At 36.8% G+C, this 20,239-nt stretch carries 22 protein-coding genes and 5 pseudogenes; 12 read left to right on the top strand and 15 right to left on the bottom strand.

Annotated features, from left to right (window positions below):
* The 6 genes and pseudogenes from N0K73_RS08165 to N0K73_RS08140 all read right to left on the bottom strand — a co-directional run.
* On the bottom strand, positions 1-532 hold a 532-nt coding region (locus N0K73_RS08165), incomplete at its 3' end, for a replication initiation protein (protein ID WP_284068671.1).
* 393 nt (positions 533-925) lie between these two features.
* Positions 926-1,528, bottom strand: a complete 603-nt coding sequence (fic, locus tag N0K73_RS08160; protein ID WP_057974803.1) for a protein adenylyltransferase Fic — start codon at positions 1,526-1,528, stop codon at positions 926-928.
* 16 nt (positions 1,529-1,544) lie between these two features.
* Entirely contained in the window at positions 1,545-2,168 is a 624-nt protein-coding gene (locus tag N0K73_RS08155) for a cell envelope integrity TolA family protein (RefSeq protein ID WP_042219812.1), read from the bottom strand.
* Positions 2,165-3,397 (bottom strand): relaxase/mobilization nuclease domain-containing protein, encoded by a 1,233-nt coding sequence (locus tag N0K73_RS08150; RefSeq protein ID WP_057974802.1) that lies wholly within the window; start codon positions 3,395-3,397, stop codon positions 2,165-2,167. Before N0K73_RS08150 ends, N0K73_RS08155 begins: the two co-directional genes overlap by 4 nt.
* Positions 3,376-3,741 carry a plasmid mobilization protein gene (locus N0K73_RS08145; protein ID WP_003131442.1) on the bottom strand — a complete coding sequence of 122 codons (366 nt, stop codon included), beginning with the start codon at positions 3,739-3,741 and terminating at the stop codon, positions 3,376-3,378. Before N0K73_RS08145 ends, N0K73_RS08150 begins: the two co-directional genes overlap by 22 nt.
* A 552-nt stretch (positions 3,742-4,293) precedes the next feature.
* Positions 4,294-4,401, bottom strand: a pseudogene (locus tag N0K73_RS08140) (site-specific integrase); the annotation flags it as partial.
* Positions 4,402-4,462: 61 nt separating this feature from the next.
* Between N0K73_RS08140 and N0K73_RS08135 the strand changes: the two are divergent.
* Complete coding sequence (locus tag N0K73_RS08135; protein WP_001015311.1) at positions 4,463-5,143, top strand: IS6-like element IS1216 family transposase; 681 nt, start codon at positions 4,463-4,465, stop codon at positions 5,141-5,143.
* Between the two features lie 33 nt (positions 5,144-5,176).
* Here N0K73_RS08135 and N0K73_RS08130 read toward each other — a convergent pair whose 3' ends face one another.
* The gene (locus N0K73_RS08130; protein ID WP_057974796.1) at positions 5,177-5,632 is read right to left on the bottom strand and encodes a KxYKxGKxW signal peptide domain-containing protein; all 456 of its coding nucleotides are present in this window, start codon (positions 5,630-5,632) and stop codon (positions 5,177-5,179) included.
* 232 nt (positions 5,633-5,864) lie between these two features.
* Positions 5,865-5,996, bottom strand: a complete 132-nt coding sequence (locus N0K73_RS08125) for a DUF5839 family protein (RefSeq protein WP_220096583.1) — start codon at positions 5,994-5,996, stop codon at positions 5,865-5,867.
* 648 nt (positions 5,997-6,644) lie between these two features.
* On the opposite strand from N0K73_RS08125, the gene amaP reads away from it, so the two are divergent.
* The 6 genes from amaP (at position 6,645) to N0K73_RS08095 (ending at position 8,803) form a co-directional block, all read left to right on the top strand.
* Complete coding sequence (gene amaP, locus N0K73_RS08120; RefSeq protein ID WP_041095702.1) at positions 6,645-7,205, top strand: alkaline shock response membrane anchor protein AmaP; 561 nt, start codon at positions 6,645-6,647, stop codon at positions 7,203-7,205.
* Between the two features lie 11 nt (positions 7,206-7,216).
* Entirely contained in the window at positions 7,217-7,402 is a 186-nt protein-coding gene (locus tag N0K73_RS08115; protein WP_041095700.1) for a DUF2273 domain-containing protein, read from the top strand.
* 27 nt (positions 7,403-7,429) lie between these two features.
* Positions 7,430-7,972, top strand: coding sequence for an Asp23/Gls24 family envelope stress response protein (locus N0K73_RS08110; protein WP_041095698.1), 543 nt, complete (start codon positions 7,430-7,432; stop codon positions 7,970-7,972).
* Between the two features lie 14 nt (positions 7,973-7,986).
* Positions 7,987-8,238, top strand: coding sequence for a GlsB/YeaQ/YmgE family stress response membrane protein (locus N0K73_RS08105; RefSeq protein WP_003680323.1), 252 nt, complete (start codon positions 7,987-7,989; stop codon positions 8,236-8,238).
* An 11-nt stretch (positions 8,239-8,249) separates the two neighbouring features.
* Positions 8,250-8,390, top strand: coding sequence for a hypothetical protein (locus N0K73_RS08100; RefSeq protein WP_003681696.1), 141 nt, complete (start codon positions 8,250-8,252; stop codon positions 8,388-8,390).
* 197 nt (positions 8,391-8,587) lie between these two features.
* Positions 8,588-8,803 carry a CsbD family protein gene (locus N0K73_RS08095; RefSeq protein ID WP_057974798.1) on the top strand — a complete coding sequence of 72 codons (216 nt, stop codon included), beginning with the start codon at positions 8,588-8,590 and terminating at the stop codon, positions 8,801-8,803.
* Positions 8,804-9,473: 670 nt separating this feature from the next.
* Here the strand turns inward: N0K73_RS08095 and N0K73_RS08090 are convergent.
* Positions 9,474-10,356, bottom strand: a pseudogene (locus N0K73_RS08090) (IS30 family transposase).
* Between the two features lie 103 nt (positions 10,357-10,459).
* Between N0K73_RS08090 and N0K73_RS08085 the strand changes: the two are divergent.
* The 3 genes from N0K73_RS08085 (at position 10,460) to N0K73_RS08075 (ending at position 13,824) form a co-directional block, all read left to right on the top strand.
* Positions 10,460-10,876, top strand: a complete 417-nt coding sequence (locus N0K73_RS08085; protein ID WP_003680729.1) for an MFS transporter — start codon at positions 10,460-10,462, stop codon at positions 10,874-10,876.
* A gap of 152 nt (positions 10,877-11,028) precedes the next feature.
* Positions 11,029-12,363, top strand: coding sequence for a dihydrolipoyl dehydrogenase family protein (locus N0K73_RS08080; RefSeq protein WP_002831210.1), 1,335 nt, complete (start codon positions 11,029-11,031; stop codon positions 12,361-12,363).
* Between the two features lie 79 nt (positions 12,364-12,442).
* A protein-coding gene (locus tag N0K73_RS08075) for an IS3 family transposase (protein WP_146303378.1) occupies positions 12,443-13,824 on the top strand; the annotation gives its coding sequence in 2 pieces (ribosomal slippage) (positions 12,443-12,896 and positions 12,896-13,824; 1,383 coding nt in all).
* Between the two features lie 91 nt (positions 13,825-13,915).
* On the opposite strand, the gene N0K73_RS08070 is transcribed toward N0K73_RS08075, so the two are convergent.
* Positions 13,916-14,236, bottom strand: a complete 321-nt coding sequence (locus tag N0K73_RS08070) for an ArsR/SmtB family transcription factor (protein WP_086270979.1) — start codon at positions 14,234-14,236, stop codon at positions 13,916-13,918.
* A 253-nt stretch (positions 14,237-14,489) separates the two neighbouring features.
* Here N0K73_RS08070 and N0K73_RS08065 point away from each other — a divergent pair, with 253 nt between their 5' ends.
* Together N0K73_RS08065 and N0K73_RS08060 are read left to right on the top strand one after the other, a co-directional pair.
* A complete protein-coding gene (locus N0K73_RS08065; RefSeq protein WP_003680028.1) occupies positions 14,490-16,409 on the top strand; it encodes a heavy metal translocating P-type ATPase in 1,920 nt (639 codons plus the stop codon).
* A 292-nt stretch (positions 16,410-16,701) separates the two neighbouring features.
* Positions 16,702-17,253, top strand: coding sequence for a tyrosine-type recombinase/integrase (locus N0K73_RS08060; RefSeq protein ID WP_003680030.1), 552 nt, complete (start codon positions 16,702-16,704; stop codon positions 17,251-17,253).
* A 143-nt stretch (positions 17,254-17,396) separates the two neighbouring features.
* Here N0K73_RS08060 and N0K73_RS08055 read toward each other — a convergent pair.
* The 5 genes and pseudogenes from N0K73_RS08055 to N0K73_RS08035 form a co-directional block, all read right to left on the bottom strand.
* Positions 17,397-17,480 (bottom strand): annotated as a pseudogene (locus N0K73_RS08055) (IS6 family transposase); the annotation flags it as partial.
* A gap of 213 nt (positions 17,481-17,693) precedes the next feature.
* A complete protein-coding gene (locus N0K73_RS08050; protein ID WP_269024300.1) occupies positions 17,694-18,518 on the bottom strand; it encodes a hypothetical protein in 825 nt (274 codons plus the stop codon).
* Positions 18,515-18,931: pseudogene (locus tag N0K73_RS08045) on the bottom strand (RepB protein); the annotation flags it as partial. The gene N0K73_RS08050 and the pseudogene N0K73_RS08045, both read right to left, overlap by 4 nt.
* A gap of 66 nt (positions 18,932-18,997) precedes the next feature.
* Positions 18,998-19,588: a RepB-like protein gene (locus N0K73_RS08040; RefSeq protein ID WP_057974805.1), complete on the bottom strand. Its 591-nt coding sequence runs from the start codon at positions 19,586-19,588 to the stop codon at positions 18,998-19,000.
* Positions 19,581-20,239 (bottom strand): annotated as a pseudogene (locus N0K73_RS08035) (RepB family plasmid replication initiator protein); the annotation flags it as partial. The gene N0K73_RS08040 and the pseudogene N0K73_RS08035, both read right to left, overlap by 8 nt.

The following is a 20,239-nucleotide window of genomic DNA, read 5'->3' as shown; positions in this document are numbered from 1 at the left end:
AATGCTCGTACTGGCTATAATTCATAGCTAACCAACGATATAAGATAAGACTGTACTTGCTATTAAGTTCTTTCAATTCAGAGATTTTATACTGTGTAAATTCTGCCTTTAAATTAATCAGATAAGGCATAATAAATTGATTAAATTGTATCATTACATCGTCACTGTAGCTGTTCCATTTAACAGTTGGTATTGGGACGATACTTGTCATTTCATACCCTTTATTTTTTTCTTCTTTAATTTGAAAAAAAGCTTGTTTCTGCATATACTCAATCGCTTCTTTAAAACGAGTATGTTTACTTGCTGAAGATACATCAAAAAAAGAAAATAATTCTTTTTTTGAAAGATAGATTATATTATCTTTGGGCGGATTTTCTGTATCAATGCAAGACACGGCTAATTCAAACATTTTTAAAGCGGTCTTTTGCATTTTAGCGATTGAAGTAATCAAGCTATTATGCTCGACCACTTTACGTTTTTCGATTTCATTCAAGGTATACACCTGCTTTTGATTTTCTGATATAATAGACATAGAAAAACTCCTTTGTGAGTGTTTTGTGATTAAGCATAGAGAAGTGATTTAGACGTCAATTTTCTCTATGCTTTCATTATACAAATATATAGCAACTTAATCAAGTTTTTGTTGCTATATACATCGTTTTTTGTTGCTATATACATCGTTTTTTGTTGCTATATACATCGTTTTTTGTTGCTATAAAAATCTGTCCTTCCTTGCTACCACTGACTTTTTTTTCACGCAAAAGAACAAAAGATTAAAATATATAAGATAAATGTAATATAGGCTTCGCTTTTTTTATTTTTTTCAAAAATTTAAAATCAAAGGTCAAAATCATCCAAAAAAAGAAACAGACTGCTCAAGTTTTATATTGAGCAGTCTGTTCCTTTAAATCGTGTTTATACGTGTTTATAGATCTTCTGTTTTAATTTCGTAATAGCCCTCGTAATAATAACTCGCATCAATTCCTTTAAAGAATTGTTCTTTTCCTAAATCATCAGTTAAAGCCTTTTGAATCAAATATTTTAATTCATTGGTGCTGACTGTACTACGGATCATGGCATTTAAATATTCATCCTTATCAATTTGATTCCAATCGACGATTTTGTGTAGTTTATTTTTAAGAATTAAATCCAACCAGATACGAGTGGCTCGTCCATTGCCTTCCCTAAAAGGATGCGCCACATTCATATCCGAGTACTTATCAATAATTTCATCAAATGTTTCTTGAGGTAATTTATCAATATATTCAAGTGTTTGCGCTAAAAAAATACGTGGCGCAAATTGAAAGTTTCCTTTCGCAATATTCACTTCTCGAATTTTTCCTGCAAAGTCGTAAATATCTTGGAATAAAAACTGATGAATATCAGATAAGCCTTGAAACGTCCCAATTTCCAGATCCTCTATTTTGCCAGACTCAAACAATTCTTTGGCTCTTTTTTTCGTTAATAACTCTTCTTGTTTAGCTAATTCTGCTGAATTTGTTAAGCCTAATTTATTTTCTAAAACCACAGGATTACCTCACTCTCTATTTTTTCGGAAAGATTCTTTTAAAGATTTTTGGACGTTGATCAAACCATGTTGAAGCGGTATACATTAATCGAAAACTGCCATAGATGCCAGCACCGATTAAACCAAAACCACCTAATCCAAGAACGACTGCCCCATAAGGATGTTTAGGCTGTATTTCCATCACTGTGTCATACAAAATATGCAAACCCCAACCATCCCAGATACCTTTATAAATCCATCGTCCGATGAGAATACCGACAACTAAGAAACAGAACAGGCAGACAATGTTCGCAATCAGAATACCGTAACGTTCGACAATCTCACGTTTGCGATCTGCTTTTATCTGCTCTTTTTGTTCATTCAGTTCTTTTTTCAAAGCGAGTAATGCTTGTTTTTCAACTTGAATGTCTTTCAGTATGGTCGCTTTTAAGTTTTCTGCCTCTAAACGATGGAGTTGTTCTTGAATGGCAGACTCAATTTTTTGATTCGCAACAGCTTCTATTTTTTCTTGGTAGTCCCGAAAGTCTTTATTAACTTCTTGACGGACTAAGCGGTCTAGTTCTGGAACGTTACTGAAATCAATTTTGCCATTTTTATAAGCATTTAATACTTGAACAACGAGTTGTTCATCTTTATTCATCGACTCATCCCCCGATCATGATCTTTTGTTGGCTTCTTTTCGGACTGTACGTCTCTATTCGCTTGTTTTTCTAGGCTTTTCTGTTGTTCTTGCTCGTAATTTTTCATGTCCTTTGAAAAGCGACGTTCAAAATCCTCGAGGATTTTCTCTTTTGTTTGCTTTAATTTTCTTGTAACGCGTTGAGTAAGTTCTGGTACTCGTCCTGCAAGCTGTTTGATTGTGTCAATAAATCGATTAATTTTTGATTCTCGCTTGAGAGCTTCTGATTTTCTTGGTTCAATTGCTTGTTCAAGGCTAACAATTTCTGATTCTCTTTGTTGAGTGTCTCGCTCAAGCGGAGTAATCGCTGGTTCTCGTTGTTCAACAGCTCTAAATTCGTTTTGTCTTGCTCGGTTTTCCAACTCATGTAAAATGGTCTCCCTTCCAAAATCAGAACCCAATCGGGTCTCTCGTGCTCGTCTTTGCTTATTATTGGCGTCTAAAAAGGCGTATGAGAACGTTTGGCCTCTTTCTGATAGAATTACACCATTATCGGATAAACGCTCTTTAAACGTCTCATATGAGCTCACAGAGACATCTTGAAGCGATTTATTGATTCTTTCTCTCAAATCATCCATGTAAGAATACTCATTTTTGGCGATTAGTTCTTTTTCTGTCTCTGTTTGGCGCTCTTTTGGTGGCTCTAAAATGTGCCAGTTTTCTCGAGAAGCGAGTCGATCATTCATTTCTCGTGCTCGTTGAACGCTTTCTCCTTTTTGTTCTCTTAATTTCTTTCCTGTCTCTAAATTGACCTTATTGACAATGATGTGGTTGTGTAAGACGTGATTTTTTCCGTCTAAATGCGTATACACAGCACTTTGATGGTTAGGATAGAGATTTTCTGCTAACTCAACGCCTAAATCGTTGGCTTTTTGCCAGTCCTTTTGTACTTTCGGATTCAGTTCATCTAAGGCGAAAGATTGGGTAATACGCAAGACCTGATTGGATTCTTTGGTTTGGTTATGAAGTTGTCGAATGACATGAAATTGTTCTTTGGCGATAAAGGGATCAATCCCGTTGGTTCCACCCACGGCAACTGCCCGACAATTTGTCAGCTCCACAGGACGTTCCAATTGATGGTCTTGTAGCCACTGTTCAGTTTTTTCATGCATAGGTCTGTCTTGACCTAAAGCATAATTAAGGGCGCTCGCTGCACTTGCGCCATTGCTTATTTTTGCAATTGTTGCCATAACTCTTTATACCCCTTTTGAGCTTGAGCGAGTACTCCGTATGTATAGCGTAAAGCCTCGATCAGCTCTTTATCTTGGTTGTCCATCCGATCGAATTGATTGAGTTTCTTGGCGATTTGATTTAAATTGGTTCCTTGTTTTGAGAGTTCTAATAATAAAGATTTCGCTTGGTCATGTTCGAGATAAGGTTTTTTTAAATGAGATTTTTGTGCTAATTTTTTCGCATAAAGATTCGGAGAGAGTCCATATGTTTCTCCTGAAATTTTCAGCTTATTGTATTGTTCTTCAGATAATCTAAATTGAATGTACTTTGTTTGATTTTGTGATACTTCTTTCTGATCCATAAATAGCCTCCTCAAAGATAAAATGCCCCAGCGCTCATTCCTCAATCGCCCTTTGTCATTGATTTTGTAATAAGCATTGCGCCCTATTCGGTTACAATCATTATAACAAAATAGAAAATATAAACCCATAAATACTGCAAGCTATCACATTGTAATACAAAGCACTTCGTTCTTGTATTACAATGTGGCTTGAAAAGGGGGAAGTTTCACTTTCCCCTTTTATCCCCTTTGGATTGTGTCGATTTGCTTTACGCGAACGCCACCTACCCATTTTATAAAAATAAAATGGGCAAAAGATCTTTCTTTTTGTCATACAAAAAGAAGAAAAAAAAGAGACGATTTTCTTCTTCCGAAATCGTCCCTCTTTTTTCTAAAACCATGGATGAACGAACAAAAAATCTCTCGTATTTTGTTTGTTCATCCACTAAAAATATGCGAACAGTATGGCTTCATTCAATCCTGTTCTTACAAGTCAAAAGCATCGAATCGTCCTTGGACGATTCAACAAAAAAAGTAGTCGTTTTTGGACGACTACTAAGTTCTAAACATTCATTACCCAAAATCAATTTGGTCTAATATGTTCTCTCGACTTGCTTGGTCCAATCCAAGATATGTTAAAGTCATGGCTTCGCTTGAATGGTTTAATAGGTTCTGTTGCAAAGTTTTAAATCTACTATCAAATAAGGTAGAATAATAGAAAAAGATAGCAGGAGGAATGACGATGAATCATTTTAAAGGAAAGCAATTTCAGCAGGATGTGATTATTGTAGCCGTGGGCTACTATCTTCGTTATAACCTTAGCTATCGTGAAGTTCAAGAAATCTTATATGATCGTGGCATTAACGTTTCTCATACGACGATTTATCGTTGGGTGCAAGAATATGGCAAACTACTCTATCAAATTTGGAAAAAGAAAAATAAAAAATCCTTTTATTCATGGAAAATGGATGAAACGTACATCAAAATTAAAGGAAAATGGCATTATTTGTATCGAGCCATCGATGCAGATGGTTTAACCTTAGATATTTGGTTACGTAAAAAACGGGACACACAAGCAGCCTATGCTTTTCTTAAGCGGTTAGTGAAGCAGTTTGATGAACCGAAGGTTGTAGTCACAGATAAAGCCCCCTCTATTACAAGTGCCTTTAAGAAACTAAAAGAATACGGCTTTTATCAAGGGACAGAACATCGTACCATTAAATACCTGAATAATTTGATTGAACAAGACCATCGTCCAGTAAAGAGACGCAATAAATTCTATCGAAGTTTACGCACTGCCTCTACCACGATTAAAGGCATGGAAGCCATTCGAGGATTATATAAGAAAACCCGAAAAGAAGGCACTCTCTTCGGGTTTTCGGTCTGTACTGAAATCAAGGTATTATTGGGAATCCCAGCTTAAATCATAGATACCGTAAGGGATTTTATTCTTTATTTAAAACTTTGCAACAGAACCCAACCATTCATAACTGTAATGAGATTTATCTGGATCAATCCACATCCCAGATGGATAATCTGGATCACTAACTGAGAAACCCGTATTGGTAACTGAACCTGCCAATACCCTTCTATCATAGTTTTGAGCAAACTTAGTTGTAACTATTGCATCATTTTTAGAAACATTAGTGGCTGTCTGCGCTACAATCTGGTTTCCACCCGCACTGGTCGTTTCAGCCTTTGCTGCACTGCTACTACTTGCACTGGTCGTTTCAGCCTTTGCTGCACTGCTTGAGGTGCTGGTGGCTGTCACATCAGCTGACACTGGCTGGCCGGTAACTAGCATCCCTAATCCCAGTGAAAATAATGAAATCCCCATGACAGCCCAATTCTTACCGCGTTTATACAGTTTATAATGCGTTTTAGTCTCTCCAAAGTAATTATTCCTTAACATAAAAAACCTACCTTTCACACTATTTCAAATAAAATGTTGTCATTAAAATCCCGGTTTATTAAGGCTATCGGTTTTTTAAATTATAATAGAAACTACTAATATCCCCTTATATCCCTTAAATGGGGCCTATCTTTCGCACGAAAATATTTGAAATCATGCTAAAGTCCTATTATTAATTAAGTGGTCTTAATAAATCACGTTTATATTATAATAGCATACTTAAACTTTAAATTTAAATCACTGGCATCCCTCTCGTCTGTTCAGTGATCCGCCACTTATACAACTTTTTCGTATTCAACACATGTTTCGCCCAATCATCGGGATCATGCACAATATGATAGGCCATTAACACATTATCAGCCATGTTGATTCCTCCTATTTTGGTCATCAGTCATTCCTTAATGTGTTTAGTACACGTGCTGAGCCCTCAGACTAGCAATTATTTGAACCAAGCCACCAATCGATCAAATTAAGTTTGGTGATGACCAGTCTGGATCATCTTAACTACTTTAGTAACCGTTGGCTTAGGCGCTGGCATCGTTGGTTTTGCTGGGTTACCAGCATACTCCGCGGTTTTATCAGCTTTTGGCGTTACGGTTAGCTTACCGTCCTTATTGCAGCGTTGATGCTTGTCAAAAACTTGGCAACCTTCTTTCGTGGTGATTATTGAAACAACCCTGCTCGTCGTCTTGGGTCCGGCAGACCTGGAACTGAATCTGGCTATTCGGGGCTGGTGACCTCTGTGTGGTGACAGCAGCATGTATATCAAACCTTTACCATCTTCAAGCACGAAATTAGCTTGCATACTGTTTGATAAATATCGCCTAATTTGGATAATCCTACTGAACTATTGCAGGTGGCATCAGTTCATACAGCCAAGTAAAGCCAATAAGGTATACCCTAGTGGCCAGGTTGGTTTAGTCAAATAAAAATTTTAATTGGTTTCTTATAAGTGCATATAATTTCATCATCACTACCTGTCTGCTATAATGATGGTAAAGGTGGTGATGATTTGCGATTTATATTTAAGGCTTTAATAGTAGTTGTTATTATCCTTGCATTTCCTTTGTCCATAGTTCTTGTCTTTAAAAATTGGTCAACGGCCATTGGCACTAGCACACCCATGCAATTAAAGTTTGATTGGTTGGATCAGTACGAACCGATATACCTTTTTTGGAGTGGGATAATTCTGGCGGCGGTGTTAATTGTTTTATTGATTATCACACTTTTTTGGCCACGGTCACAGTCATTATATCTTCACCAAAAGTCTGATGGTCAAGTTACCATCAGTAAGAAAGCTATTGAGCATTTTGCTCTTTCAGCACTTCAACATGAACCCTTTATTGGTAACCCCAAGGTATCAGCTAAGTTATCACGAAAAAGGATCACACTTAAAATATCGGGTGATCTACTAAATTCAGTCAATGCCAAGAAACAGACTGCAAATTTTCTCAATCAATTAAAAAAAGATTTGCGTATTTGTCTTGGAATTTCTGAACAGAAAAAAATAAAAATCCGACTCGTTGATTTCAATGAGTCGGACGCTAATGTGCATCAATCTCGAGTTGTCTAGGAGGTGATAACGTGACCGAACTCATTAAAGCCTATTTTTGGCCACTAATTGGTGGAATTATAGGATTGCTCTTAGCGGTCCTTATCATCACTTTTGGATTTTTAAAGACGCTTTTTGTTTTGATTTTTATGGTAATCGGGATTACCGCGGGTTATTATATTCAAAAAACTGGTATCTTAACAAATGTTTTTAAATAACTGTTTGAATTATAAGGAGGAAAAATTATGCAGAACGGAACGCCAAGTGAAAAAACAACAACTAACGAAAAGTCTGGTATTAAAGGCAATTTAACATTTGATGATAAGGTTATTCAAAAAATAATTGGTATTGCACTTTCTGAAGTAGATGGCTTATTAACCGTAGATGGCGGTTTTTTCGCAAATGTTGCTGAAAAACTAGTTAATACTTCCGATGTCACATCAGGAATTGATGTAGAGGTTGGAAAAAAGCAGGTTGCAGTGGATCTCGACATTGTTGCTGAATACGGCATTGATATTTCTAAACTGTATGACAAGATCAAAAATGTTATCGTTCGGGAAGTAAAGAATATGACCGACTTAGAAGTAATTGAGGTAAATGTGAATGTTGTTGATGTCAAGACAAAGGAGCAACATGAAAAAGATTCGACTTCTCTGCAAGATCGCGTGAGCGATGCTACAGACAAAACGAAGGAAGCCGTCAGTAAGGGCGCAAATAAATCGAAGGAAACATTAAGTGACAGCGTTGATAAAGTAACGTCTGACAATAAATCTAGTCGTGTTAACTAAGGGGGTGAGTAAATATGGGACTTATTTGGTCATTAATCGTCGGGGCAATCATTGGTGCCATTGCTGGCGCAATCACTAACCGTGGTGCTGCTATGGGCTGGATTGCAAATATCGTAGCTGGTTTAATCGGTGCGTGGATTGGCCAAGGCCTCCTTGGCACTTGGGGCCCTTCGTTAGCTGGCATGGCATTGATACCATCGATCATCGGGGCAATTATTTTAGTTCTGATTGTTTCATTAGTTGTTGGTCGAACCAGTAAAAAGTAAGGGGGAATTTTATGGACGTCTTGAAAAGTGTATTTAAGTTTATGATTGCTTCTACGCTCATTGTAGGTGGTGTCCTCATCGGTGGCACCGTCTTGGCTGCTAAGAAAGTAGATGGCATTGGTGATACATTGCAACAAAAATTACATGGATAATTAGCCAAATTTATCTGTATTAGGCTTCTTAGAACGTAAATGATTGAGCAATTGAAGATCAGTTAATCAATATTTAAATTTGCAATCTACCTTATAAGTGTCATTCACACTATCTCTTGTAGGATCTCCTTATTAGACAAGCAAATTAAAATGTGGAATAATACTGTTGTAACAAATACATTATGGGAGGTTATATTATGAATCTAGATGACAAAATTGATAGCACCAAAGATAAGGTAAGTGGAAAAGCTAAAGAAGTTGAAGGCAAGGTTACGAACGACAAGGCCCGCGAAGCTGAAGGTAAGGGTCAAGGTATTCTAGGTAAGGCTAAAGATAAACTGTCAGATGCCAAAGATGCTGTTAAAGATACGGTTGATAACGTAAAGGAAAAGTTAGATAAAGACGATAAATAAATTATCATTTTTAAGAAGACCAAAATCTGGTCTTCTTTTATTTTTTCACGCTTGTTACCTTGTTTTTTCTCCACACTGTAATACGCGGCTTATGTGGTCGCTGCGGCTTTTTACGTTACCACCGTCCATCTTTAAGCTGATGTTCTAAGTCACCCAAGCAACGTGTCTCTGTGCGACTGACAAGGCCAAATCTGCTATTTACCATCTGGCCCATGCCGGCCACCTCCAAATTTTGGGCAAAATAAAAACGCCACGCTATTTAGCACGACGTCTATTATCCTTACACCATCTTATCGAGCCGAGCACCCGCCTGTGCCCACTCCGGAAACTCATACCCGTATTTACTATGAATTAATCATGATATCGCCACCTCCTGACCATATGCAAAAAAAACAGTGATTAGCTGAACTTTTCGATAAATCTATTAAAAGTTTCCGTAGTCCCATTTGCAATTAGTACAACTAAAGCTTCATAGCTAATTTATCAAATTCTTGTATATCAATACCCGTTGCTCCAATTAAATCAAGAATAATCTCCTTTGCTAAGTCTTTACTATAGGAATTTAATTGTTCTGTGAAATCTGGCTCTTCACTTTCATACAGGCCATTGAGCAGTGGAATAATGTAACTATAGATATACACTATTAGTGGATATTCGGTAGATTGCAAATTTAATCCGAATTTTTGGACAAATTTGTCAGCATAACCTGATACGGTGTTTGCCAGTCGAGTATTTTAAGCGGTCGCTGGTTAATTTGGAGTAACGTCGTCGTTAAATCTTGAGCACTAATGTGCTCAAAACGAGTCCCTTTAGGATAAAAATAACGTAAATTCCGATTAAAGCGTTCATTACTACCACGTTCAGCTGGCGTATAAGCATGGCAGTAATAGGTCTTAATACCATATTGTGATTCAAGTGATACTAGCCCACTAAACTCAGTGCCACGGTCCACAGTAAAGCTGTGCACCGGACCATTAAAAGTGGTTAGGAACTTAGTTAGTGCTTCATTAACAGTCGCTGTCGTCCGATCTTTTAACCGGTATGCCCAAAGGAACCGTGATTTGCGATCGATTAAAGTTAATAAAACTGCCTTACTATGCCCACGAGGACCAACGACTGTATCTAGTTCAAAATCGCCGATGCGATTACGTTGATTAATCATCATGGGACGCTGTTCAATTGATCGCCCCAAAGATTGATTATATTTGGATCGTTGGTCAACGTTACGCCGTTGGCGTACGCCATGTTCAGGTAGATCATTCAAGGAGAAATCAATTCTCCCCTTATTTAGCCAATTATAAATAGATTTAGTAGCTAGTTTAAATTCGTGAGCAATCATTCCTGGTGACCAGCTTAGTTTTCCGACCACATCGTGATCGCTTGTATTCGGCATCTGTTTGTGCTAATTCAGCCTGATAAGGTTGACATCGAGATAATTCATAAGAAATTGTTGACGGTGATCGGTTCAGCCGAACGCCCATTTGGATATTGGACAGCCCTAGTTCACAAAAGGTTTCGATTTTAATTCGTTCGGAATAGGTTATACTAGACAAAAGATCAGCTCCTAAAAGATGGGTTTGTGGTAAACACCATTTTAAAGGAAGCTGATCTTTTTTGTCCGAACAGCGTTCGGATTAATTTTACAATCTACCGATTATGCTTATTTTTGGCATTTTGATGGGATTAGTCGCTGGGCCACTATCTAATAAATTTAAAATACTGAAATTACCAGTAGGTCTCTCAACTATCTTATTAGCAATTGCAGGTCTCTCCCTGTTCTTCTTAAGAAATAATACTGGTATTATTCTTTACGCCTTAGCTACCGGTTTAGGAATGGGCTTATGGAACGCACTTGATAATTTATTAAACTTAAAAGTTATCCCCGATCAAAATCGTGTTGCATTTTTCTTAGGTGTTTACAACTTAGGTAATACAATTACACAAGCTATCGCACCCGTTTTAGCCGCTGCCGTCATAAGTCTTTTTGGTTATTCTGGAATTTTTATTGTTTCATTTATTTTTTCCTTGATTGGTGGTATTTCAATGCTATCGATTAAATCATTAAAACGTTAGTAAGATATTTTTTAGCAATCCTTATTTAAAGTTAAGGATTGCTTTTTGTTCTCTTCAGTTGCAATCGCTTGCAACTCGCAACTATCCTCTGCTATGCTCGTGCCAACAATGGTAATTGTTTATTCACCTAAATTTAGGATGGAGGTAATTAAATGACTGAAAGTTATCAATTTGATGTTTTGTACTTAGGCGCGGGGCATGGTGCCTTCGACGGGGCGGTTCCACTAGCTAATAGTGGTAAAAAAGTCGCCATTATCGAAGCGGACAAAATCGGGGGAACTTGTCCAAACCGTGGATGCAACGCGAAAATTACGCTGGACAACCCGGTTCAACTTTTACGCCACCAAGAACGCCTTGATGGCATTGTAAATGGTGACTTAAAGCTGGATTGGACTGCCAATGTAGAACATGAACACGAAGTCATCGACGGCTTGCCGGACATGATTACTGGTTTACTCGACTCTGTTGACATCGAAATTATTCACGGTCGTGGAAAATTTGTTGATGCTCACACCATCGAAGTGGATCAACAGCGCTACACCGCTGACAAAATCGTGATTGCAACGGGGCTACGTCCCCACCATCTAGATGTTATGGGCTCAGAACTTACGCATGACAGTACCGATTTTATGAACCTCAAACAGCTTCCTGAAAATATCGTAATTATTGGCGCGGGCTATATCGGCATGGAATTTGCCACGATTGCCAATGCTGCCGGCGCGAACGTCACTGTACTTTTACGCCATAATCGGGCGTTGCGCAAATTTAATCAAGATTACGTAAAACAAGTCATTGCCGACCTCGAAAAACGAGGGGTGAAGTTCATTTACAACGCTCAGGTGGATCGTTTTGAGGAAGACGGTTCTCATTTTACCGTGTCTTATAACGATCACGAAACCCTCACCACCGACTGGATTTTGGATGCTACCGGACGAATTCCTAACATCGAAAACATCGGATTAGACGAAGTAGGCGTTAGTTACAATGCTAACGGGATCGAAGTTAACGATCATCTTCAAACTAACATTGATAACATCTATGCTTCTGGTGATGTGCTTGATAAAGAACAGCCTAAGCTCACCCCGACTGCGATCTTTGAATCTAGTTATTTAACCCAACTTTTCACAGGAAAGACTACTGACGCAATCAACTATCCGCCCATCCCAACCATTGTCTTTACCTCACCACAAATCGCACAGGTTGGTATGAGCGTCGAAGAAGCTCAGCAAAATCCTGATTACACCATTAAAACTAATCATCTTCCTGACGGATGGTTCCGCCAAGTTGATAAGGAAACAATTGGTGATAACACCTTGATTTACGATCAAGACCATCATCTTGTAGGAGCAGCTGAAGTTAGTGAACATGCTGCCGATGCAATTAACGTTTTATTACCAGCAATTGAGTTTCAATATACAGCTGAACAACTAGGCCGCATCGTACCTCTCTTCCCTACTTTGGGAGCGGACGTCTGGTCACAGATTTAAAAAAACGCTGAGCCTCTTTTAAGGAGACTTGAAGTGAACCCCCGGTATTGGACCAAAATCCAATATCGGGGGTTTTATATTGACCAAGTATTCTAAAACATTAAAGGTGAAAGTTGTTCAGGAATATCTTTCATCATCGTCAGGTTACAAATTATTATCAAAGAAATATGGAATTAAAAGTGAATCTTTGGTTTCTTCTTGGGTGCAACGTTATAAGGCCTTTGGCCTAAATGGCCTTGATATTCTATCTCCAAAGAAATCTTTTGATGGTTCATTCAAGCTGAATGTTTTAAAATGGATGAAAACGAATAAGGCTTCTTATCCGAAAACTGCACTTCATTTTAATATCTCAAATGTCGGAACTATTTGGCAATGGCAACATACGTGGGAGATTGAAGGTGCTGATGCCTTATATCGTTCCAAAGGACGGCAAACAATTATGTCAGCTGATAAACAATCGAAGAAAAAGCAACAAACTGAATTAGAACGGCTTAGAGAAGAAAATGAATTACTACAGATTGAGAATGAATACTTAAAAAAATTAAGAGCCTTAGTCCAGGAAGAAGAAGCCAAAAAGCACAAATCATCAAGGAACTAAGGCTTAAACATAAATTAGTTAAAATTTTGCAAGTCGTCGGTATGGCTAAGAGTACTTATGAATACATTATTAGTCATGAACCAGACGGTTCATCCAACAATGATAAACAAGTTATTAAACAATCAATTCAAATGATTAAAAAGAAACATCCGGCATATGGTTATCGTCGTGTAACTGGTGAATTACGCCGAATGAATTTCTTAGTAAATCATAAAAAAGTGCTAATCTTAATGCGTGAAATGCAGTTACTTTCTTCCGCATTTAACAAACGTACCCGTAAGTATAATTCATATAAGGGTACTGTTGGTACCGTTGCTAAGAATTTGATTAACCGCCGATTCTTTACAAATCGACCTTATCAAAAATTAGTGACAGACGTTACTGAGATCCGTTGGGGAGGCAAAACGATTGATGAGCGTGCCTATTTTACATGTATTTATGATTTATTTTCAGGTGAAATTCTAGGACATCAAATTAGTAAACATCCAACTGTTCAATTTACAACAACCGTTTTAAAACAAGCAGTTAAGAAAATCCCTAAGGATTTAAAATACCGGACTACGGTCCACTCAGATCAAGGATTTCAATATCAACATCAAGATTGGGTTAATATTTTAAAAGAACATCGTATTTTTCAAAGTATGTCTCGCAAAGCAACTTGTTTAGATAATGCAACAATGGAAAGCTTTTTTCATATTATGAAAGCTGAGGCTTTTTATCAAAAAGAAACCGATACCTATGAAACGTTAGTTTCACAAATATCGGTTTGGATAAATGATTACAATTTTTCTAGAATTAAAACAAAACTGGGTTATAAAAGTCCGGTTGAATATCGAATTTTTACAACCCAGAAAGTCGCTTAAAGTTTCGTCCAATATTTGGGGTTCACTTCACGCTGTCTTTTTTTATTTGAACTAATGAATTGTAAAATCATTTTAACCTTGTAGTTTGTCTTTATTTTTCTTTTTCTTGTTCTTCGATATGAGTTGAAACTTGCTCAAGAATACTAAAAATATGAAGATCGTCAAGGCTATAAATCATATTTTTACCAGCTCTTTTTGATTTTACTAATCTTGAAGTCTTTAAAGTTTTTAACTGGTGAGAAATGGCTGATTGTTCCATACTTAAAGACTGCGCAATTACTCCAACACTAAGTTCTTCTTTCTGTAAAAGAAATAAAATTGAAAGACGTGTAGGGTCACTAATCATTTTAAATATCTTACTTACCTCTTGGATAGAATCATTTGTTAACGGAGAAGTTGATGATGATTTCATAAAACTTCCTCTCTTTCATATGTGTGTTCGTTCATGTTTAGGTTAGCACAAGATTTTTATAAAGCAAGGTTTTTCCATAAGCAGAGCTGTTTTATAGTCCAATTTTTTTATTAACTAAATAAGATAACTATTTTTTTGACAAATCAGATAGAGCAATATATAATGAACGCATAAACATATGAATGTTATTTCATATGTAATTCGTAAGCGTTACGATTTCAAAAAAATAGTTTTATTAAGAAGGGTGATAGAAATGAAAGAGATTCAAGAGCAACACTCACACGAAAATAATAGTCACGATCATGACCATGATCATGGGAAAATGCCAATTATTTTGTACTTTATTGGTTTAGCATTGGCAATTGTTGCGCTGTTCTTAAGTGACGAATATCAATTCATAAAAAACATCATGTTCTCACTCGCTACAATCAGCGCTGGGTATCATGTCATTGTTCTTGAAGGCCTTGGAGAAACAATTGAGAACTCAAAAAACCAAAAAAAGTTCATGCCTAATTCTCATATTTTAATGGGATTAGCGGCAATCGGAGCTTCTTTAATGGGGAATTTTTGGGAAGGAACATTATTGATTCTTATTTTTTCTGGAGCACATTTTTTGGAAGATTATGCAGAAGGAAGAAGCAAACGAGAAATAACGAAATTACTCGAAATGAATCCAACGACTGCCCGGTTAATCCTACCTGATGGCAGTACAAAAAATGTAGATGTCAGTGAATTAAAAGTGGGAGATCAACTTCAAGTTTTGAATGGCGATCAAGTACCTATTGATGGCGTCATTTTGTCTGGATCTACATCCATTGATGAGTCGTCTATTAATGGAGAAAGTATCCCGAAAGAGAAATACAAAGGAGATGGCGTCTTCGGGAGTACAATTAATGGAACAGGTAGCTTCACGATGAAAGTCACCAAAGAAAACGAAGATACAGTATTTTCAAAAATTTTACAATTAGTGAACCAGAACCAAGATAACCAAACAAAAGCTGCGAGTATTATCCAAAAATTTGAACCCAAATACGTCACAGTTGTTTTAATTGCCATTCCGTTATTCATGTTATTGGCACCTTTTCTACTTGATTGGACATGGTCACAAAGTGTCTATAGAGGATTAGTCCTTTTAGTTGCAGCTTCACCGTGTGCTTTAGCAGCAGCTACTGTCTCGGCAACGCTATCGACGACTTCTAATTTAGCCAAAAAAGGAGTCCTTTCAAAAGGTAGTTCTTACCTGTCTCAATTAGCCGATATTAAAGCAATTGCATTTGATAAGACGGGCACCTTGACCAAAGGAAAACCTGAAGTAACCAATTATTATTTTGCTGATTCCGTGAACGAAGAAAACATGATTGATATCGTAGTAGCTCTTGAAAAAGAATCCAATCACCCTTTAGCAGATGCTATTCTAAGAAAGTTTGAGCAAAAAAACAAACTAACTATTGATGTAGAAAACCAGATTGGTAAAGGATTGACAGGAGATTACAAAGGGAGAAATTATCGTATAGGAAAACCGACTTCGTTTGATGATGTTTCAGATGAGTATAGTCGTTTAAATAATGAATGGGCTTCAGAAGGTAAGACAGTCGTGTACGTAGCAGTAGATGAAGAGGTTCTAGGCCTTATTGCCCTCATGGACATTCCAAGTGAACATGCAAAAGCAACCATTGAGTATTTCAGAAAACAAGGTATACACACCACATTAATTACTGGTGACTCAGAAATGACGGGAAAAGCGGTTGCTAAACAATTGGGAATAGATGAAGTGATTGCAAATGTCATGCCGGAAGACAAATCCAGAATAATAGACGAACAAAAAGAAAAATACGGTGTGACCGCCATGGTTGGAGACGGTGTAAATGATGCTCCTGCTCTTGTTAATGCAGATGTGGGAATCGCTATGGGAGATGGGACTGATGTGGCAGTAGAGGTATCTGATTTAGTTTTAATGCAAAACAATTTATCAAAATTGGTACAATCTCATAATATTTCTTCGAAAATGAACCGTGTTATTTGGCAGAATATTATTTTTTCAATGGCCGTTGTTGCTTTTTTAATTGTCGTTAGTTTCTTGGGCTTAACGGATATTGCCATCAGTGTCATTATTCATGAAGGAAGTACATTGGTTGTTATTTTGAATGGACTTCGATTGCTAAGGGCAGTCTAAAGAATGATTGCACACCTTCAAATTAATCGAGTAATAGAGATAATTAAGGATTACACTACATTTTTTATCTCTATTATTTATTTATATTTATCTAGATGTTCAAAGTCAAAATGATATGTCAACCATACTCTTGTGGCGTGACTTGAATACAAGACACATGAAATTATATAAAATCGTGTATCGAGAATCCTATATCTATAGGGTTCTTTTTTTATACCGGTGTCCAATACACGATTTCGTGGTATAATGAATGAAATCATGTATCTTTTTTGTGAGAGGAGAGACCATTTCAATGAGTTATAATGTACAACCATTACGAACGCAGCAAGAAATCAACGACTTTTTATTCTGTTTAAGACGCAACAAAAACGCCGAACGCGACGTTTTCTTGTTTTTGATCGGCATTAATAGCGGTTTACGCATGTCTGATATCGTGAAATTAAAGAAAAAAGACGTGATTTCCTCGAAAAACCCACGTATTGTGGAGCAAAAAACCGGAAAAACACGCATTTTATATTTAAGCAGCCTGCAGGAGTTGATCCAGGACTACACGAAAGACCTGAAGCCAGAAGATTATTTGTTTCCCAGTACTAAAGGCGGTCATTTAGAAGTCAATACGGTCTATCAGATGTTTCAAAAGGTCGCCGCATTATTAGATCGGGACGATATTGGCACGCACACGCTGCGCAAGACATTTGGTTACCACTATTACAAGAAAACCAAAGACGTGGCTACACTCATGGAAATATTCGGTCACAGCAGCGAAAAAATCACCAAACGCTATATCGGGATCAATGAAGATGAAATCAGTGAGACATTGTTGAACTTCCGTTTAGGTTTCTAACTTTAAGACAATATTTTCAAGAATTCATTGTTTTTTGATATCTAGATAAATTCACGAAAAAAGTATCTAAGATAGCATAGATATCTTGGTTCTGTTGCAAAGTTTTAAATCTACTATCAAATAAGGTAGAATAATAGAAAAAGATAGCTGAGGTTATAACGAAGATAATAGCCAACGGCTACAATAATCACATCTTTTTGAAATTGTTTGCCTTTAAAATGATCCATTTTCATTCCTCCAAGCTATCCTTTTACTCTAATTTACCCTAAAATAAACTTATCAGAAAAACTTTGCAACAGAACCGTCTAAGTCATACCCTGCCTTGATACAAATATTTAGTAATCGTCCATAGACCCTTGCTGACAATTCGTTGATTAATTCCACTTGATAGACTTCATCATAATTAATTTTCATATTTATCGCTCCTTACATTTTATATTTTACTTCCAAAATTGATACCACTTTCTAGGTGCTTCAATCGGCTGTTCTGAACCGTTGTTTACTTCTTGCGATTGTTTGTCTGTCTGTTCCTCTTTGGTGTCCTCTGATGGTATTTTAAGAGCTTTTAAGCTGTCATTCTCCGCCTTGTATTCTTCTAGCAACTTTTTATCTTGCAAGGCTAAACGCTGTTGCTGGTCTAAGAGGTTTTGAGTTTGTTGAATAATTTTTTTTAATTCCGAATTTGATGTTTGTTCTTTATCTAAGAATTTCTCTAAAACAGAAATTCTTTCTTTAAGATAGGATTTTTCTTTGTCTTCTTGCTTATCTTCTAGACCGTCTGCTTTGTCTTCTTGATTATCTTCTAGACTGTCTGCTTTGTCTTCTTGCTTATCTTCTAGACTGTCTGCTTTGTCTTCTTGCTTATCTTCTAGACCGTCTGCTTTGTCTTCTTGCTTATCTTCTAGACCGTCTGCTTTGTCTTCTTGCTTATCTTCTAGACTGTCTGCTTTGTCTTCTTGCTTATCTTCTAGACTGTCTGCTTTGTCTTCTTGCTTATCTTCTAGACCGTCTGCTTTGTCTTCTTGCTTATCTTCTAGACTGTCTGCTTTGTCTTCTTGCTTATCTTCTAGACTGTTTAACCAACTTTTTATTAATGTTTGTTCTTTGTCAGATAATACTATTGTATTTTTTCCGGATATTTTTTTCCAATTTCCGATAGATAAATTTTGTTTCTTTTTTTCATAACTGATTTTGTTTTGTAAATACTTTTTACTAATACCTAATTCGTCCGCCAGCTCTTTTATTGTTTTTAATTCTTCACTCATGATAAATCCTGCCTTTTAACTGTTGGTAAGTACTGCTCAATTGCTTTTTTGAGATACTTCGCTACATTACGTTTAGAATAGGCTTCTTGTTTGCTGGCAACATAAGACAAGTGGTCTTTGACACCATTTAGCCCTCTTAATTCTTTCAGTTCGTCATAAAGCGGATAAACATTCTTCTGTAAGCCTACCATTGTGGCTGTATCCATAATATCATTCATGCCAATTAAGAAATTTTCAGATAAAAGTCTTGTATATTTACTTTCCATTGCCTGTTTTAGTAAGTCCGCTTCATTTCTTGATTTTTGCTTTTTATCGGCTTGATAGTCTTTATCTCCCAACTTGTAACTATTATCGTCAGCACAACGTTTCTTCTCGATATGAAAGACTATGCTATCAATCGAACGCCCTTTCTTTCTCACTTAAGATTTGTATGAACTGGTTTTCAATCATTTGTTCCGAATGACTCATTTGATCCCCTCTCATTTCCATAGTTGCCACCATTTTTTAGATTCTGTTTTTACCGGCTCTTTTTCTTTTGCCTTGTTTCGTTCTTCTTCTGATAACTTCAATTGAGCTTTCAGTCGTTCAATTTCTTCCTGCGCCTCACCCCTTATCGACGAGCCATCTTTCATATCCTCCTGAGGCATTTTAAGAGCTTTCAATTCATTGATTTCTGATTTATACTCTTCTAGTAATTTTTTATCCTGTAAGGCTAGACGTTGTTGCTGGTCTAATAGCTTATGAAGCTCTTTTTTTTCTGATTGGAGTTCGGACACTAGATTCCTTAAAAATAAAATCTCTTCATTCCCCTCTGGATTGCCATCAACTGAATTATTCACGTTGTCGTCAACAAAAACTTTTTGTTGACGTTTTTTAGTTGACGTTTTGTTAAAAAAAGCATTCTTAATAACTTTTTGACCATCAACGTCAACGTAAACGGTATTTCCTTTTTTTGACGTAAATTGACGTAAATCTATTGACGATTCTTTTTTTATTTTTTGCCATACAGCTTGCTTTGAAACACCTATTTCATCCGCAATTTCTTTTATGGTTTTTAAATTTTCACTCATGGATTTCTCCTTTACCTCGAACACTTGCACGTTCTGGTTGTTCAAGGTCTTGTAATTTTACAGTTGGTAAGTATTGATCAATCGCCTTTTTAAGATACTTCGCAATGTTCCCTTTAGAGTAAGGCTCTTGCTTATCATGAACATACGATAGGTGTTTTTTTACTCCCTCAAACCCTCTTAATTCCTTTAACTCGTCATAAAGCGGATAGACGTTCTTTTGCAAACCTGCCATAAGTGCCGTGTCCGTCATTTCAAGAGGGGATAAGAGAAAGTTTTCAATCAATAATCGTGTGTACTTGCTTTCCATTGCCTGCTTAACTAGAACAGCTTCGCTTTGTTCTTTTTGCTTTTTATCTACTTGAAAAGCCGTATCTTCCAACTTGTAGCTGTTATCGTCCGCTCGGCGTTTCTTCTCAATATGAAAAACAATAGAATCAATCGAACGTCCTTTTTTGACTTTCTCATAAGACACGTTAAAGGACGTATGGGCGTTGATTTCTTCAATGGCATTTTTTAATACACGGTTTTCAAAACTTTGAAAACGTGTATATTCATTAATCGTATCAGTGATTTCTCGCAACTCTTTCACTGTGATTGAGGGGTTGCGGTAGGCTTCCACTTGCTCGGCTCTCCGTCCACCTTTAACACTAT

It is taken from the genome of Dellaglioa algida, from assembly GCF_030127605.1.
GTDB classification, from domain to species: domain Bacteria; phylum Bacillota; class Bacilli; order Lactobacillales; family Lactobacillaceae; genus Dellaglioa; species Dellaglioa algida.
This window is presented reverse-complemented; position numbering and strand designations above follow the sequence as displayed.